Consider the following 15,675-nt stretch of genomic DNA (forward strand, 5'->3'; position numbering starts at 1 on the left):
TTGGGTTTGAATATATCTTCTCATTTATATTGACCTATTTGACTCTACAATGAGTATGGTCTTTCGGGCTGATAGTATTTATATCCCAATTGATAATGATTATCAATATCAGTTATGAAAAATCCCGTTAAATGGTAAGAGAGGTATTTTTATAATCGATGGGATGCCGGTTACCATTAATTATTTAACATGACTAAAACACGTCCAGAAGTAAAAGTTAAGTAAAAAATGTATTATTTTTCTAAAGATTAGCTATTCTTTTGGTGTTTTAATTTGCAGAGGATACAACAGTGAAAAAAATGGTTGGCAGTGCGCTTGTACTTTTGCTATTGGCAGGTTGCTCAAGTGATCCCAATAAAACCGCGAACAGAACTAGAATGTTAGATAACCGTAATCAAATACCAAATACGGTAGCCAATACGAGTTATCCGCGAACTCCTTATGATGAGTTTATTCGTGAATCTGCGAATCGCTATAGTGTGGATGAAACACTGATCAGAGCCATTATTGAAGTAGAGTCTAATTTCCGACCTGAAGTGGTGAGTAAATCGAATGCCATTGGTTTAATGCAAATTAAAGCGTCAACAGCCGGACGTGATGCATATCGTTATCAAGGACGTTCTGGTGAGCCAAGTTCTAGCGATTTAAAAGATCCACGTAAAAATATTGATATCGGTACAACCTATATTCGTATTCTCAAAGAGCAACATTTGGCGGGTATTAGCCACCCGCAGACCATGTATTATGCGACCGTTGTGGCTTACGTGAATGGGGCTGGGGCATTATTAAGAACATTTGATAATGATAAAACTAAAGCTATCGCGATGATAAATAATTTATCGCCAGAAGAGTTCTATCAACATGTTCAGTCTAAACACCCAGCACCGCAGGCTCCACGCTATTTGTGGAAAGTGAAGAATGCGTATAATGCATTAGCGGTGAGTTACTGATATTCCATCATTAAGTGTGGGAGTTGCGCGATAATTTCAACGATTCCGTTAATGACGAATTGCACTCCCATACAAATTAATAAAAACCCCATTATCCGCCCAATTGCATCAATCCCACTGTTTCCTAGCCATTTCATAATTGACGTTGCGCCCCGTAACCCAATCCAAACAATCACACTGGCAATCAGAAAAACAATAATGGGTGCGACAGTGATAACCCATGGCGTAAAACCAATATCCCCTTGCAAAGAGGCGGTGGAACTAATAATGATCGCGATGGTACCTGGACCTGCGGTACTTGGCATCGCGAGGGGAACGAAGGCAATATTTTGGTTACCTTGACGTTTTTTGGGAACACTTAAATCGTCAGTGGAAACATTACTGTTGTCTTCACTATTTTCTGAATTAGGAAATAGCATCCCAAAACCAATAAAGGCCACAATAAGCCCCCCTGCAATACGCAGCCCGGGAATGGAAATTCCGAAGGTGTTCATGACTAATTGGCCCGCATAAAAAGCGACGAGCATGATACAAAAGACATAAATTGCAGCCAGACGTGATTGGTGGTCACGTTGTTCTTTGGTCATGTTGGCCGAAATACTGAGCATCACGGCAATGGCGGTCAGTGGGTTAGCCAGTGGAAGGAGTAATACTAAGCCAAGGCCAACGGCTTGAAAAAGTTGTAAAATATCTTGCATGTCGAAAAATACCCTCCAAATTAATCTAGAATGGCTTCTCGTTGGAACTATAACAAACATTGTTACTAATTTGTGGAATCAGAAGGGTATTCTCCCACCAAATTTAGGATAAAGAGATTTTTTAACGTGAAATTGCGTAATGTTTTTACTTAATGAGTAACAAAGTTGTTCACATTAACTGTGGATAACATCCCTATTCATGTGTGAATAAGTGTAATTATTTGTTGAATAACAATGGAGTATGGTGCTGGATTAAAAACATTCAATATTTTGAGCAAAAAAAAACCTTTTTATGTGAGATAAAAAGGTCAAGGGCATTATTGCTAGAGGGGGTTTATGTTCATTTGTTATTAAGTATATACAGTACTATCTGTTTTACTGACAGGTTATGTAAATTCGTTAAAAGATTATTGTCAGGCGATAATATTATTTCTTGGTAATATAATTGGAATATTCTTTACAAACTCTTTTTTATTTTAAAAACTGCTTTACGGTTTATTGTGTATTCTAAATTTCATGTTAAATAGAATTTTAGGATAGCCAATGAGAAAGTTACTGTCACCGTTAGTTACTTCATCAATGTTGCTTGTTTTGGCTATTGCTGCCGTGCTGATCCTGTTCCCACAAATGTGGAAACAATCTATTTACCCTTCGCTTTCTCAATTATTACCCGCTTCAGTCAATTCTTTTATGGTACAAAACGGATTGGCAAATAATGTGTGCGATAATTTAGAAAATAATTTAAGAAGCTTTACAGATTACCTGCAAGCAAATGCAGACGTTGTCGAAGTGAAGGGAATGAATGGATTAGAAGAGCAAATTGCTAATATCCAAGCTAGATTGAATAATTTACCCAGCGATGTGCGTAATTCAGTATGCCAACAAGAGTATGCCAATCTTGAAGGGCTAAAAAGCGTTTTTTCTTTAGGATACCGATCATAAAATAACAGAGTATTCATTCACTTTGTGTTATTGAATATTATTGACTTCGGCGCCAATTTTTATCGTTTTATCCATGATATGCTTGCCAGATGAATATTAATTTAGGATCTGTGATGAGCATTTTTAAACTTCCATTTGTGAATTGGTTAGCGCTCAATGGATTTGCTGCTTATTATCTGCATATCAAAGAGGGCTTTTTCTGGAGTTTTTCTGGTTGGATGGGCATTATCGGCATCCTGATTGCCTTAGAGGCTTTAGGTTGGATTGGCGCAAGTTTATATTATTTTGTTCAGCAAAAAACCTCGCCGAATCCTATTAGCTCGGCATCCTCTCTTATTACTAGAGGCCCTTATCGGTTATCTCGTAATCCGTTATACCTTGCTTTTACCTCTCTGAGTTTAAGCTTTGCTTTATTTTCCCATTCGCCTTATTTCTTGGTTTCAGGTCTGGTCTTTTGGTTAATTACTGACTTGTACACCATTCCCCAAGAAGAAAAATTCTTATCTGAACGTTTTAAAGAGGAGTGGCGTGCTTATATTCAGCAAACACGGCGCTGGCTGTGATTTTTATTGATTTAATCTGTTGGTTATCTATTTTTAATAGGCGATTCTACCTATATTTTTGCTTATTGTTGGTATTATTTTATGTTAATTTAGCTTTTGGTGTGTTTTTTTTGATGTTGCCCAAGGCAGTTTCAGTCAGGTAAATGTAAACTGGTATAACCCATGGATTTGTGAGGTTATTGCCGTGAACAAAAAAGTGTTGTTAGGTGCTATCGTTTCTTCAGTATTACTGTATTCGGCATCGGCTACAGCATGCCCTTACTGCAATGGAAACTATGATCACCGTTATCAAAACAATTATCGCCAAAACAATGAAATCGCTAAGTTAGCGAAAGAGTTTGATGATAAGCGTTTTGAACTGAACAAACTGTACGATGCGGGTGCCAGCGATGACGATACGAAAGTGAAAGCGCTGGTGAAAGAGCTTGATGATTTATCACTGCAACTTCGAAATGAAGAAGGCAAACACTATAACCGTCCATATCGTGATGGTGGGTGGGGGGGACGCGGTAATCATCGAGGTTGTTGGTAACGCGTTGTTTTAATAAGGCTATTCAAAGTCATGTTGGGTAGCCTTTTCATCGTTTTTCGCAAAATGATGGAATGGTATTTTTCTCCCCTTAACGATTTATCGTAAAAAAGTGTGGTGAGAGATGAAAAAAGGAATAATTACCACGTTATTGGCGTTATTAACCTTTGTGTTACTGATACCGAGTTCCTCTGCACGGCTTGTTTATACCGCAGATGAAATGAATGCAATTATCAATAAGCAAGGTGTCCCGTATCATGAGGATTGGCATGCTATTTATGCTGATCATATTAACTTTGAACTCTGTTCAGCCACCGTAGATTTAGTCTATCTTATTAGCGCATTAGAGAATCCCACAACCCTGAATCTTTCATTATCGCGTTCAAAATCACGTATCGCATGGTTACCTGAATATGCGGTGAGAACGGATTGTAATGGCTATGGTAATAATGTTCTTATTATGACGGCGGATTACGCGTCAATTAGCCCAGAGCAGCAGTAATTTTAGCGCTAGAATAATCAACAACTGGCTATCGCCATAAAATATGTCTGTGTTATGATTACGAGTTGAGTTGCTAGCGATGTGCATAATTGCGTTATCGATTATATCTGTTTCGGCTTATATAGTGTGTACATAGTTGTGTACCTATCTCGCATAGTGAAGTGAGAAATCGTGAGCAACGTATTGATTTATAAACTTTGGAATAATCAAGCAAGTGATCTTTCGTGTGGGTCACCACTGCTGATAAGGATTTTTTAATGCCTGTTATTACTCTTCCTGATGGAAGTCAGCGTCAATTCGACCATGCAGTTTCTGTCATGGATGTAGCTCGCGATATCGGCGCCGGTCTAGCAAAAGCATGTATAGCTGGTCGTGTTAATGGTGAGCTGGTGGATGCTTGTGAACTGATCGAGCATGATGCAAACCTGTCAATTATCACGAGTAAAGATGATGAAGGTCTAGAAATCATTCGCCACTCTTGTGCTCACTTATTAGGTCATGCAATTAAACAATTGTGGCCAAATACCAAGATGGCAATCGGTCCGGTTATCGACAACGGTTTCTATTATGATATTGACCTTGACTATACGTTGACCCAGGAAGATTTGGACAAGCTAGAAAAGCGTATGCTTGAACTTGCCAAAACAGATTATGACGTGGTTAAAAAACGTGTTTCTTGGGCTGAAGCTCGTGAAACATTTGTAAACCGTGGCGAAGATTATAAAGTTGAAATCTTGGATCAAAATATTAGCCAAGATGATCGCCCAGGTTTATATCACCACCAAGAATATATTGATATGTGTCGCGGTCCACACGTACCAAATATGCGTTTCTGTCACCACTTTAAATTACAAAAAGTAGCAGGGGCATACTGGCGCGGTAACAGCGACAATAAAATGCTGCAACGCATTTACGGTACTGCATGGGCAGATAAAAAGCAGCTTGCTGCGTATCTGCTGCGCTTAGAAGAAGCGGCGAAGCGTGATCACCGTAAAATTGGTAAGCAATTAGATTTATATCATATGCAGGAAGAAGCGCCGGGTATGGCGTTCTGGCATAACGATGGTTGGACAATTTTCCGTGAACTGGAAACCTTTGTACGTACCAAACTAAAATCCTACAATTACCAAGAAGTTAAAGGCCCATTTATGATGGACCGCGTATTGTGGGAAAGAACAGGTCACTGGGAAAACTACAAAGATGCAATGTTCACGACCTCATCTGAGAACCGTGAATATTGTGTTAAACCAATGAACTGCCCAGGTCATGTTCAGATCTTTAACCAAGGGTTAAAATCTTACCGTGATTTGCCACTACGTATGGCAGAATTTGGTAGCTGTCACCGTAATGAGCCATCAGGTGCACTGCATGGTTTAATGCGCGTACGCGGTTTTACCCAAGACGACGCCCATATCTTCTGTACTGAAGATCAAATTCTGGGTGAAGTGACTAGCTGTATTGAGATGATTTATGACGTTTACAGCACTTTTGGTTTCGAAAAAATCGTTGTAAAACTGTCTACTCGTCCTGAAAAACGTATCGGTACAGACGATATGTGGGATACAGCAGAAGCAGACTTAGCCAATGCGCTGAAGTCAAAAGGTATTGAGTTTGAATACCAGCCGGGCGAAGGTGCATTCTACGGTCCGAAAATTGAATTTACACTGTATGACTGCCTTGACCGTGCATGGCAATGCGGTACTGTACAATTAGACTTCTTCTTACCGGGTCGTCTAAATGCTTCTTATGTTGGCGAAAATAATGAGCGTATTACGCCAGTTATGATCCACCGTGCGGTTCTGGGTTCACTAGAGCGCTTTATCGGTATCTTAACGGAAGAATATGCAGGTTTCTTCCCAACATGGTTAGCACCACAACAAGTTGTTGTGATGAACATTACAGATAGTCAAGCAGACTATGTTCAAGAATTAGTTAGCAAGCTGCAAAGTGTTGGCATTCGTGCGAAAGCGGACTTACGTAACGAGAAAATCGGCTTTAAGATCCGCGAACACACCCTGCGTCGTGTTCCTTACATGTTGGTTTGTGGTGAGAAAGAAGTTGAATCAGGTAAAGTATCTGTTCGTACCCGTCGTGGTAAGGATTTAGGCAGCCTTGATGTTAACGAATTCATGACTAAACTACTGGAAGAAATTCGCAGTCGTCAGCTCAATCAGATGGAGGAATAAGGTATTAAAGGCGGAAAAAAACTCCCAACAGCACGTCCGAATCGTATTAACGAAGAGATCCGTGCAACTGAAATCCGTGTCACTGGCATTGACGGTGAACAACTTGGTGTAATGAGTGTGCGTGACGCACTTGCCAAAGCGGAAGAAGCTGGTGTTGATTTAGTTGAAATCAGCCCAAACGCAGAGCCACCAGTTTGTCGAATCATGGATTACGGCAAGTATCTTTATGAGAAGAGTAAATCTCAGAAAGAGCAGAAAAAGAAACAAAAAGTTGTTCAAGTGAAGGAAATTAAATTCCGTCCTGGGACAGATGAAGGGGACTACCAAGTTAAATTACGTAGCCTCATTCGTTTCTTAGAAGATGGTGATAAAGCGAAAATCACACTGCGTTTCCGTGGTCGTGAAATGGCTCACCAACAAATTGGTATGGAGATGCTTAACCGCATCAAGGCTGATTTGGAAGAGCTAGCTGTCGTTGAATCATTCCCTTCACGTATTGAAGGGCGCCAAATGATCATGGTGATGGGACCTAAGAAAAAATAATAGGTCATGATTAAGAACGCGAGTGGGGGATTGCACCTCACTCGCGTTTTTTTATTGATAGACTTGGCTATTTACATGATCCTTTGCGAATAATTTGAATATCTGCTTGAGTAATCTCACAATAAGCAGTAAAATCCGCGGTCGAATCGCTTTGTAAAGCTCGTCTTGTTCGAGTTAAAGCCAAAAAAGAATATCGCGTTTGGGTAATAGGTTGTTTAAAAAGACATTACCGAGGCGCTTGCTTTAGAGAATGTAGCAAATCTCTTTATCCAGTTGGAGGAATGAAGTATTAAAGGCGGAAAAAGAATCCCATCAACACGGCCAAATCGTATTAATGATGAAATTCGTGTTCCTGAAGTCCGTTTAACCGGTTTAGACGGCGAACAGTTAGGCATCATGAGCGCACGTGAAGCGCTTGAAAAAGCTGAAGAAGCAGGTGTAGACCTCGTTGAAATCAGCCCAAATGCTGAACCGCCAGTTTGTCGTATTATGGATTACGGCAAATTCCTTTATGAGAAGAGCAAATCTCAAAAAGAACAGAAAAAGAAACAAAAAGTTGTTCAGGTGAAGGAAATTAAATTCCGCCCTGGTACAGATGAAGGTGATTATCAGGTCAAACTACGCAACCTGATTCGCTTTCTAGAAGATGGTGATAAAGCGAAAGTAACACTGCGTTTTCGTGGTCGTGAAATGGCTCACCAGCAAATCGGTATGGAAATGCTTAACCGCATCAAATCTGATTTGGAAGAGTTAGCATCTGTTGAATCATTCCCTTCGAAAATTGAAGGGCGCCAAATGATTATGGTGCTGGCACCGAAGAAGAAATAATTAGGCAACCAAGTAATAGTTTCACAGTAATGTGAGTATTATTCGCCTAATTAATTCGTAGTTAATCACAATGCGAAGTTGGAAATAAAAGAAATGCCAAAGATTAAAACTGTACGTGGCGCAGCAAAGCGCTTTAAAAAAACTGCAGGCGGTGGCTTTAAGCGTAAGCATGCAAACCTTCGTCACATTCTGACTAAAAAGTCTACTAAGCGTAAACGCCATTTACGTCCGAAAGGAATGGTATCTAAGGGCGATCTGGGTCTGGTTGTTGCTTGCCTGCCTTACGCATAAGTAAACATTTAGTTAATTAAGAATAAAGACGATAGGAGATAGCTATGGCTCGCGCAAAACGTGGTGTAATCGCACGTGCACGTCACAAAAAAATCATGAAACAGGCGAAAGGTTACTATGGTGCACGTTCACGTGTTTACCGCGTAGCATTTCAAGCGGTAATCAAAGCTGGTCAATATGCTTACCGTGACCGCCGTCAACGTAAACGTCAGTTCCGTCAACTGTGGATCGCGCGTATCAACGCTGCGGCTCGTCAGAACGGTCTGTCTTACAGCCGTTTCATCAATGGCTTGAAAAAAGCTTCAATTGAAATCGACCGTAAGATCTTAGCAGACATCGCAGTTTTCGATAAAGCAGCATTCACTGCTTTAGTTGAAAAAGCAAAAGGCGCTTTAGCTTAATGTTTGCTTGAAGAGAGGAAGGAAACTTCCTCTTTTCATTTATAATGTTTGTATTAAAAATCAGCTTGTGTTAATACTTTCAGTGTATATTAGTAACCTTAATCTTGTTTTTTGAGAATCTTTTAATGAACAACGTTGTTTTTCGTTTCTTTTTTTACTTTAGCACCTGAATTTCGGGGGCTTTTGCGTATAGCGAGTAGAATAGAAACGAAAAGTTACGCTAAAGCCTCCGTCAGGAGGCTTTTTTGTTTTTGGTTTGATAGAAAATACAGTAAAATCAGTCAGGTATTCACATCTTATTAATATGATTTGTGAAATTTGATAAATTTAGTGAATAACTAGCAAAAGACCGAGTGGTCATAAAGGGGAAACAATGCCACATCTCGCTGAATTGGTTGCACAGGCAAAAGCAGCCATTGAACAGGCCCAAGATGTTGCGACGTTAGAGTCAGTGCGTGTTGAATTTTTAGGCAAAAGCGGCCACTTCACACTCCAGATGAAAACGTTGCGTGATCTGCCTGCGGATGAACGCCCAGCAGCAGGGGCTGTGATTAATGAAGCTAAAGTCCAAGTTCAAGATGCACTGAACGCCCGTAAAGATGCAATGCAAGCCGATATTCTGAATGCGCGTTTAGCATCAGAAAAAATCGACGTTTCATTACCGGGTCGCCGTATGGAAAATGGTGGATTACACCCAGTAACTCGCACCATTCAGCGAATTGAAGAATTTTTTGGTGAATTAGGTTTCTCTGTTGAGACAGGACCTGAAATCGAAGATGACTATCATAACTTTGACGCACTAAACATTCCTGCTCATCACCCAGCGCGTGCTGATCACGATACTTTTTGGTTTGATGCAAAACGTTTATTACGTACTCAAACATCCGGTGTGCAGATCCGTACAATGAATGGTCAGCAACCACCAATCCGCATTATTGCACCAGGTCGCGTTTATCGTAATGACTACGACCAGACTCATACCCCAATGTTCCACCAAACTGAAGGCCTGATTGTTGATAAAGACATTAGCTTTACCAACTTAAAAGGTACACTTCATGACTTCCTGAATAACTTCTTTGAAGAAGAAGTTCAAGTTCGTTTCCGTCCTTCTTATTTCCCGTTCACAGAGCCTTCTGCTGAAGTTGATGTTATGGGTAAAAATGGTAAATGGCTGGAAGTATTAGGCTGCGGTATGGTCCACCCTAATGTATTACGCAATGTCGGTATTGACCCTGAGGTCTACTCTGGATTTGCATTCGGTATGGGAATGGAGCGCTTAACTATGTTGCGTTATGGTGTTTCTGACCTTCGTGCATTCTTCGAAAACGATCTTCGTTTCCTCAAACAGTTTAAATAAGGCGGGTCTATCTCATGAAATTCAGTGAACTATGGTTACGCGAATGGGTGAACCCGGCGGTAAGCAGTGAAGAATTATCAGACCAAATCACCATGGCAGGTCTCGAAGTTGATGGCGTTGAAACCGTTGCGGGTCAATTCCACGGTGTTGTTGTGGGTGAAGTTGTGGAATGCGGACAACACCCTAACGCAGATAAACTGCGTGTCACGAAAGTGAATGTCGGTGGCGAACGCTTATTAGATATCGTATGTGGCGCACCAAACTGCCGTCAAGGCTTACGAGTTGCCGTTGCAACCGTCGGCGCTGTATTGCCGGGTGATTTCAAGATTAAAGCGGCGAAATTACGCGGTGAACCCTCTGAAGGCATGCTGTGCTCATACTCTGAGCTAGGTATTTCTGATGACCATAGTGGCATTATTGAATTACCGCAAGACGCTATTATCGGTACTGACATCCGTGAATACCTAAAATTAGATGATCACGCGATTGAAATCAGCATTACACCAAACCGTGCAGATTGCTTAAGTATCCTAGGTGTGGCACGTGATGTGGCGGTTATCAACAAATTAGATTTAGTTGAACCTGCAATCAGCCCAGTGGCAAGCACAATTAAAGACACATTCCCAATTCGTGTTGAAGCACCTGCTGCATGTCCACGTTTCTTAGGTCGTGTTATCAAAAATATCGATGTTAGTGCACCAACGCCAATGTGGATGAAAGAAAAACTGCGTCGTGGCGGTGTTCGTTCTATCGATGCTGTAGTTGATATCACAAACTATGTTCTGTTGGAATTAGGTCAGCCACAACACGCTTACGATTTAGATCGTTTAAATGGCGCAATCGTTGTGCGTATGGCGAAAGATGAAGAGAAACTAGTACTGTTAGATGGTACCGAAGCCACTTTGAAATCTGATACGCTGGTTATTGCCGATGAAACTCAAGCTTTGGGTATCGCGGGCATCTTTGGTGGTGCGCACTCAGGTGTTAACACTGAAACCAAGAACATTTTATTAGAATGTGCATTCTTCGAACCTCTGGCTATCACTGGCCGTGCTCGTAATTACGGTCTGCACACTGATGCTTCTCACCGTTTTGAACGCGGTGTTGACTCTCAGCTGCAATTTAAAGCGATGGAACGAGCAACTGCATTGGTTGTGGAGATTTGTGGCGGCGAAGTTGGCGACATTATTGATATTTCTAGCGAAGCACATTTACCGAAACAGGCAAATATTAAGTTAACGCGTAAAAAGTTAGACCGTTTAATCGGTCATGTGATTGCAGACGAAACTGTGACCGATATTCTGACGCGTTTAGGTTGCCAAGTGCAAGTTTCAGCTGATTGCTGGGATGTTGTGGCACCAAGCTGGCGTTTCGATATGCAAATCGAAGAAGATTTAGTTGAAGAAGTCGCTCGCGTATACGGATATAACAATATCCCAGACGTACCGCTGCGTGCTGATTTGATTATGACTGACCATAAAGAAGCTAATTTGCCGCTGAAACGTATTAAAGCGATGTTAGTTGACCGTGGTTATCAAGAAGCGATTACTTATAGCTTCGTAGACCCTAAAATTCAGAGCTTATTACACCCGCAGGAAGAAGTGCTTTCCTTGCCAAACCCAATTTCAGCTGACATGTCCGCAATGCGCCTGTCTCTGTTGACTGGTTTATTAGGCACCGTGGTCTATAATCAAAATCGTCAACAAAACAGAATTCGTTTATTTGAGACGGGTCTGCGCTTTACGCCTGATAATCAAGCAGAATATGGTATTCGTCAGGAAAACATGCTGGCGGGTGTGATCACGGGCAACAAATTCGATGAACATTGGTCGTTAGATAAACAAGTTGTTGACTTCTTTGATTTAAAAGGTGATCTTGAAGCTGTTTTTGAATTGACTGGAAAACTAAATCAAATTACATTTAAATCTGAAGCACATCCAGCACTACATCCTGGGCAAAGTGCTGGGATTTATCTGGAAAATGAACATATTGGCTTTATCGGTGTTGTTCACCCAGAACTAGAACGTAAACTCGATTTAAATGGTCGTACAGTCGTGTTTGAAGTTCGTACTGATGCAATCGCACAGCGTGTTATTCCAGAAGCGAAAGCGATTTCGCGTTATCCGTCGAACCGTCGTGACATTGCTGTGGTTGTGCCAGAAACTGTAGCAGCTGCCGAAGTTTTAGCAGAATGTAAAAAAGTTGGCATAAATCATATAGTTGGCATAAACTTATTTGATGTGTATTGTGGTGAGGGGATAGCAGAAGGTTATAAGAGTCTCGCTATCAGTCTCGTCTTCCAAGATACCCAGCGTACCATGGAAGAAGAAGAGATTACCGCGACCGTTGATCTGTGTGTTGCTGCGTTAAAACAGCGATTCCAAGCCTCCTTGAGGGACTAAACTTATGGCGCTTACTAAAGCTGAAATGTCAGAAAATTTGTTTGAAAAACTAGGTGTTAGCAAACGTGATGCGAAAGACCTTGTTGAAACTTTCTTTGAAGAGGTTCGCCTTTCCTTAGAAAACGGTGAGCAAGTTAAATTATCTGGATTCGGTAACTTTGATTTACGTGATAAAAATCAACGTCCCGGTCGTAACCCTAAAACTGGGGAAGATATTCCAATTACTGCTCGTCGTGTTGTTACTTTCCGCCCAGGCCAAAAATTAAAAAGCCGTGTGGAAAAAGCAACGCCAAAAGAGTAATCCTATTCTCTGAATAGCAGAGTAATAAAAAAGACCGCCCTTGGCGGTCTTTGTTTTTAAGTAAAAAATACTTTTTAAATCCGATGAAATAGACTTTTCTCTTGGTGGATTAACGCGGCAATATAATTTTCAGCTAGTTTAGTCGCTTCAACTTCTTTTCGGGTCTCAGCAAGAGGATCCAAACTATTATGTTGCGGTGTGTTGCTTGTGTTCATCAAGTGCGGCGCAAAAATCATAGCTAAATTTCTAATGGACATTTTATGGGATGCTTCATCATTGGAAATAAGAGCACAAAAGCGAGTAACAAGTCGCAATGTTAAAGGCGGTGGTGCCAGGCGACTCAATGCGCTGTGGATCCTATTGTCACAGTTTTTTAAAATCGAAGGGGCTTTATTTTTTAATTGCCCGTTACTTTTAATTTGTTGGGTCACATCTTCTTTATTTTTTACTGCATCAGCACAAATGTGTAAATCATCAAATGAAATATCTGATTTGAAGTCGATATTGCTAGCTTTTTTGAGTGATTCTCCTGCTATTTTTTTAAACGCGCTGGTTAATATTTTTAAAGGATAGCGCTCAAGTTCTGTAAGATGGTAATTAGGATCATTTGCCTTATTAACAAATTCACTGACGGCATTTTTGCTGCCTTCAGTACGAAGTATGCCTTCACTTGTTGCATACTCGTTATGTTTAAGAATCGCACAACCTAGCAGGTTAATTACACGGTTTTTCTCTCTATCTATGTCAGAAAGGCGGTCGTAATTATTAATGAGCTCCACATTGCTTTGTTGTAATTTAGTGATGTCGTTTTTTCGTGTTTTTTCTGCGCGCAGGGCTTTATGTTGAGCGACGACGTGTAATGCAGCCATTCGTGCAGCATCAACTCGGGGATTCCCGGTTAAACCTGCATTGGGAATGATTTCATCTTTAGATGATAAGTTTTTTGGGGAAGTTTCATCGGCAAAGGAAACTGCGCGTACCGATGCATCCTTGTTTGGACGGCTAATCATAACAAAGGATTTATCTGAAACGTTTTTTTTGCTTGCTTGTTTGCTTTGGCAACTAAAAAGTAAAGAGCAAAAGCTCATAAATGATTGAGTTACTTTTTTTAGCGATGCTTTAAAATGACTACTAGCCTTATTCTCAGTTTGGTCAGTCTCTTTTGCGTTGTATGCAGAGAGTTGTGGTTTGGGAGAATGGTTAACTGTATTTAGTGCCATGTGTAAACCCTCATTGTGGTTAAAAGTAGAATTAAAATTGGCAGCAGTTTAAATTTTTTCTTATGCTCTCTCTTATATAAAACGCGCTTATTTTTTTAATGAAAGATAATTATTGTAAATGTAATGACTATTTCCTTGAAACAATTACAAAAACAGCAATATCAATCCGATATGAGGGTGATTTTTTTGCTGTTATTGAGTCTTTTAATCATTGCAATGCTATCACTCAGTGCTGGGGAAATTTGGTATTGGCCGAACCAATGGATGGATGATTCCGCACAGTTATTTGTCTGGCAAATTCGCTTACCTCGACTCCTTGCGGTTGTCACCATTGGAGCATCATTGGCAGTAACGGGCGCTATCATGCAAGCGTTATTTGAGAATCCATTAGCGGAACCGGGATTACTGGGGATCAGTAATGGTGCTGGAGTTGCGGTTGTTTTTACCGTATTGATCTCATCAGGAGTTACCTACTATTGGTTAGTTAGCATGAGTGCCATTATTGGCGCTTTAGTCCTCACTGCTGTTTTACTCTACTTTGCTCGTCATCAGCATTTGAATAATGCCAGCTTATTATTAGTTGGTGTTGCGCTTGGTGTGATCAGTGGTGCGTGCATGACATGGATGGTATACATGAGCAGTAATTTAGATTTACGCCAATTGCTATATTGGATGATGGGCAGTTTCAGCGGTGTTGATTGGCGTCAAATAGGATTAGTTATTGCCTGCCTCCCATTTTTATTTTGGTTAATAACTCTGGGAAGAATGTTAAATTATTTATTACTGGGTGATATTCAAGCCTATCAATTGGGTATTTCAACGCATCGTTGGCGATTAATATTAATTATTATTACTGGAATATTAATTGGGCTCAGTGTAGCAATTGCGGGGGCAATTAGTTTTATAGGATTAGTGATTCCCCATATCTTAAGGCTAAGTGGGATCACCGATAACCGTTTTTTATTACCAGCTTGTGCAATTGCTGGGGCGCTATGCTTATTAATTGCAGATTTGTTATCCCGATTATTGATAGACAATGCTGAAATTCCGATTGGCGTGATTACCGCAACTTTGGGTGCCCCTATTTTTATTTATCTTCTCGTCAAAAATCATACATGGCGACAATAATATGAATAAAACAGTGATGCTTGAAATGCAAAATTTGACTGTAGAAAACCGGTTACGGGCTATCAACCAATCCGTTTTTGCAGGGGAGCAGATACACCTATTAGGTGCCAATGGGGCAGGAAAAAGCACATTACTTTCAGTGTTGAGTGGTTGCACATCTTACAAAGGAACGATTTTTTTTAATCATATTAATCTGAAAGATTATGCTGTTCAGGATGTTGCAAGGTATCGTTCTTATCTAACACAGCAAACTGGGATTTTGCCGAGTTTAAAAGTGTTTCAATACTTATCTTTGTTTATTGAGCAACATATTGTTCCTCCCTCGATTTTTAGCGAATTATGCGAAGACTTTCAACTTTCATCATTATTATCTAAGCCTATTAATCAATTATCTGGTGGAGAATGGCAGCGAATTAGGATAGTTGCTGTATTTTTGCAGGTATGGGATAGAGATTATTTAAGCGAAAAAATAATCTTATTTGATGAACCAATAAACAATTTAGATATTATTCAGCAAGGAATGCTAGATAAATGGGTGAAATGTTTTTGTCATTGCGCAGGAACAGTTATAATGAGTGGACATAATCTTAGTCATTCTTATAAAAATGCAAGTCGAATTTGGATGATGAAGAAAGGCGCAATTATTTATGAAGGTGAGCCTGACAATGTCATGACAGAAAGGCAGTTGTCAGATGTATTTATGGCTGATATAAAACTCAATCAGAGCTCATTGAATAAAGTATGGCAAATTAACGATCGTACTAATTAGCTAATTGTGTTCTTATTGCCCGTATCACGGCAATTATTGCAGCAATGATGACTGGTGTTGAGGTT

The 15,675-nt window shown here is 40.3% G+C and carries 18 protein-coding genes and 1 other annotated feature; of the genes, 16 read left to right on the forward strand and 2 right to left on the reverse strand.

Annotation, left to right across the window (positions count from 1 at the left end; translation table 11 throughout):
- Positions 1-290 precede the first annotated feature (290 nt).
- Complete coding sequence (locus LDO51_RS14335) at positions 291-950, forward strand: transglycosylase SLT domain-containing protein (RefSeq protein ID WP_225575100.1); 660 nt, start codon at positions 291-293, stop codon at positions 948-950.
- On the opposite strand, the gene LDO51_RS14340 is transcribed toward LDO51_RS14335, so the two are convergent.
- Positions 944-1,648 carry a MarC family NAAT transporter gene (locus tag LDO51_RS14340; protein WP_225575101.1) on the reverse strand — a complete coding sequence of 235 codons (705 nt, stop codon included), beginning with the start codon at positions 1,646-1,648 and terminating at the stop codon, positions 944-946. The two genes, LDO51_RS14335 and LDO51_RS14340, sit on opposite strands and share 7 nt — an antisense overlap.
- 543 nt (positions 1,649-2,191) lie before the next feature.
- Between LDO51_RS14340 and LDO51_RS14345 the strand changes: the two genes are divergently transcribed.
- The 13 genes from LDO51_RS14345 (at position 2,192) to ihfA (ending at position 12,493) form a co-directional block, all read left to right on the forward strand.
- A complete protein-coding gene (locus LDO51_RS14345; RefSeq protein ID WP_225575102.1) occupies positions 2,192-2,590 on the forward strand; it encodes a hypothetical protein in 399 nt (132 codons plus the stop codon).
- A 113-nt stretch (positions 2,591-2,703) separates the two neighbouring features.
- On the forward strand, positions 2,704-3,153 hold the full coding sequence (locus tag LDO51_RS14350; protein ID WP_225575103.1) for a methyltransferase family protein: 450 nt from the start codon (positions 2,704-2,706) through the stop codon (positions 3,151-3,153).
- A gap of 184 nt (positions 3,154-3,337) precedes the next feature.
- On the forward strand, positions 3,338-3,685 hold the full coding sequence (locus tag LDO51_RS14355) for a hypothetical protein (protein WP_225575104.1): 348 nt from the start codon (positions 3,338-3,340) through the stop codon (positions 3,683-3,685).
- A 121-nt stretch (positions 3,686-3,806) separates the two neighbouring features.
- Positions 3,807-4,184 carry a hypothetical protein gene (locus tag LDO51_RS14360; RefSeq protein WP_225575105.1) on the forward strand — a complete coding sequence of 126 codons (378 nt, stop codon included), beginning with the start codon at positions 3,807-3,809 and terminating at the stop codon, positions 4,182-4,184.
- Positions 4,185-4,441: 257 nt separating this feature from the next.
- Positions 4,442-6,370 carry a threonine--tRNA ligase gene (gene thrS / locus LDO51_RS14365; protein WP_154604022.1) on the forward strand — a complete coding sequence of 643 codons (1,929 nt, stop codon included), beginning with the start codon at positions 4,442-4,444 and terminating at the stop codon, positions 6,368-6,370.
- A 3-nt stretch (positions 6,371-6,373) separates the two neighbouring features.
- Positions 6,374-6,913 (forward strand): translation initiation factor IF-3, encoded by a 540-nt coding sequence (infC, locus tag LDO51_RS14370; RefSeq protein WP_071992134.1) that lies wholly within the window; start codon positions 6,374-6,376, stop codon positions 6,911-6,913.
- Between the two features lie 288 nt (positions 6,914-7,201).
- Positions 7,202-7,741, forward strand: a complete 540-nt coding sequence (gene infC, locus LDO51_RS14375) for a translation initiation factor IF-3 (RefSeq protein ID WP_071992133.1) — start codon at positions 7,202-7,204, stop codon at positions 7,739-7,741.
- Between the two features lie 93 nt (positions 7,742-7,834).
- Positions 7,835-8,032 carry a 50S ribosomal protein L35 gene (gene rpmI / locus LDO51_RS14380; RefSeq protein ID WP_004263702.1) on the forward strand — a complete coding sequence of 66 codons (198 nt, stop codon included), beginning with the start codon at positions 7,835-7,837 and terminating at the stop codon, positions 8,030-8,032.
- 44 nt (positions 8,033-8,076) lie between these two features.
- On the forward strand, positions 8,077-8,433 hold the full coding sequence (rplT, locus tag LDO51_RS14385) for a 50S ribosomal protein L20 (protein WP_006659451.1): 357 nt from the start codon (positions 8,077-8,079) through the stop codon (positions 8,431-8,433).
- A 119-nt stretch (positions 8,434-8,552) separates the two neighbouring features.
- Positions 8,553-8,683, forward strand: a sequence feature (Phe leader region).
- Complete coding sequence (gene pheM / locus LDO51_RS19920; protein WP_225577280.1) at positions 8,559-8,603, forward strand: pheST operon leader peptide PheM; 45 nt, start codon at positions 8,559-8,561, stop codon at positions 8,601-8,603. (Overlaps the previous feature by 45 nt.)
- 123 nt (positions 8,684-8,806) lie before the next feature.
- The gene (gene pheS / locus LDO51_RS14395; RefSeq protein WP_036950469.1) at positions 8,807-9,790 is read left to right on the forward strand and encodes a phenylalanine--tRNA ligase subunit alpha; all 984 of its coding nucleotides are present in this window, start codon (positions 8,807-8,809) and stop codon (positions 9,788-9,790) included.
- Between the two features lie 14 nt (positions 9,791-9,804).
- Positions 9,805-12,192, forward strand: coding sequence for a phenylalanine--tRNA ligase subunit beta (gene pheT, locus LDO51_RS14400; RefSeq protein ID WP_225575106.1), 2,388 nt, complete (start codon positions 9,805-9,807; stop codon positions 12,190-12,192).
- Between the two features lie 4 nt (positions 12,193-12,196).
- Positions 12,197-12,493 (forward strand): integration host factor subunit alpha, encoded by a 297-nt coding sequence (ihfA, locus tag LDO51_RS14405; RefSeq protein WP_004263721.1) that lies wholly within the window; start codon positions 12,197-12,199, stop codon positions 12,491-12,493.
- A gap of 74 nt (positions 12,494-12,567) precedes the next feature.
- On the opposite strand, the gene LDO51_RS14410 is transcribed toward ihfA, so the two are convergent.
- On the reverse strand, positions 12,568-13,713 hold the full coding sequence (locus LDO51_RS14410; protein WP_225575107.1) for a RhoGAP domain-containing protein: 1,146 nt from the start codon (positions 13,711-13,713) through the stop codon (positions 12,568-12,570).
- A gap of 123 nt (positions 13,714-13,836) precedes the next feature.
- On the opposite strand from LDO51_RS14410, the gene btuC reads away from it, so the two are divergent.
- Together btuC and LDO51_RS14420 are read left to right on the forward strand one after the other, a co-directional pair.
- Positions 13,837-14,841 (forward strand): vitamin B12 ABC transporter permease BtuC, encoded by a 1,005-nt coding sequence (btuC, locus tag LDO51_RS14415; protein WP_225575108.1) that lies wholly within the window; start codon positions 13,837-13,839, stop codon positions 14,839-14,841.
- Position 14,842: 1 nt separating this feature from the next.
- Positions 14,843-15,610, forward strand: a complete 768-nt coding sequence (locus LDO51_RS14420) for an ATP-binding cassette domain-containing protein (RefSeq protein WP_225575109.1) — start codon at positions 14,843-14,845, stop codon at positions 15,608-15,610.
- The last annotated feature ends 65 nt before the right edge of the window (positions 15,611-15,675 follow it).

This window comes from Providencia alcalifaciens (assembly GCF_020271745.1).
GTDB classification, from domain to species: Bacteria; Pseudomonadota; Gammaproteobacteria; order Enterobacterales; family Enterobacteriaceae; genus Providencia; species Providencia alcalifaciens_B.

Coding starts and splice junctions, on each gene's coding strand:
- LDO51_RS14340 (WP_225575101.1), bottom strand. CDS start 1,648: ATGCAAGATATTTTACAACTTTTTCAAGCCGTTGGCCTTGGCTTAGTA.
- LDO51_RS14345 (WP_225575102.1), top strand. CDS start 2,192: ATGAGAAAGTTACTGTCACCGTTAGTTACTTCATCAATGTTGCTTGTT.
- LDO51_RS14350 (WP_225575103.1), top strand. CDS start 2,704: ATGAGCATTTTTAAACTTCCATTTGTGAATTGGTTAGCGCTCAATGGA.
- LDO51_RS14360 (WP_225575105.1), top strand. CDS start 3,807: ATGAAAAAAGGAATAATTACCACGTTATTGGCGTTATTAACCTTTGTG.
- thrS (WP_154604022.1), top strand. CDS start 4,442: ATGCCTGTTATTACTCTTCCTGATGGAAGTCAGCGTCAATTCGACCAT.
- rpmI (WP_004263702.1), top strand. CDS start 7,835: ATGCCAAAGATTAAAACTGTACGTGGCGCAGCAAAGCGCTTTAAAAAA.
- rplT (WP_006659451.1), top strand. CDS start 8,077: ATGGCTCGCGCAAAACGTGGTGTAATCGCACGTGCACGTCACAAAAAA.
- pheS (WP_036950469.1), top strand. CDS start 8,807: ATGCCACATCTCGCTGAATTGGTTGCACAGGCAAAAGCAGCCATTGAA.
- pheT (WP_225575106.1), top strand. CDS start 9,805: ATGAAATTCAGTGAACTATGGTTACGCGAATGGGTGAACCCGGCGGTA.
- ihfA (WP_004263721.1), top strand. CDS start 12,197: ATGGCGCTTACTAAAGCTGAAATGTCAGAAAATTTGTTTGAAAAACTA.
- LDO51_RS14410 (WP_225575107.1), bottom strand. CDS start 13,713: ATGGCACTAAATACAGTTAACCATTCTCCCAAACCACAACTCTCTGCA.
- btuC (WP_225575108.1), top strand. CDS start 13,837: ATGACTATTTCCTTGAAACAATTACAAAAACAGCAATATCAATCCGAT.
- LDO51_RS14420 (WP_225575109.1), top strand. CDS start 14,843: ATGAATAAAACAGTGATGCTTGAAATGCAAAATTTGACTGTAGAAAAC.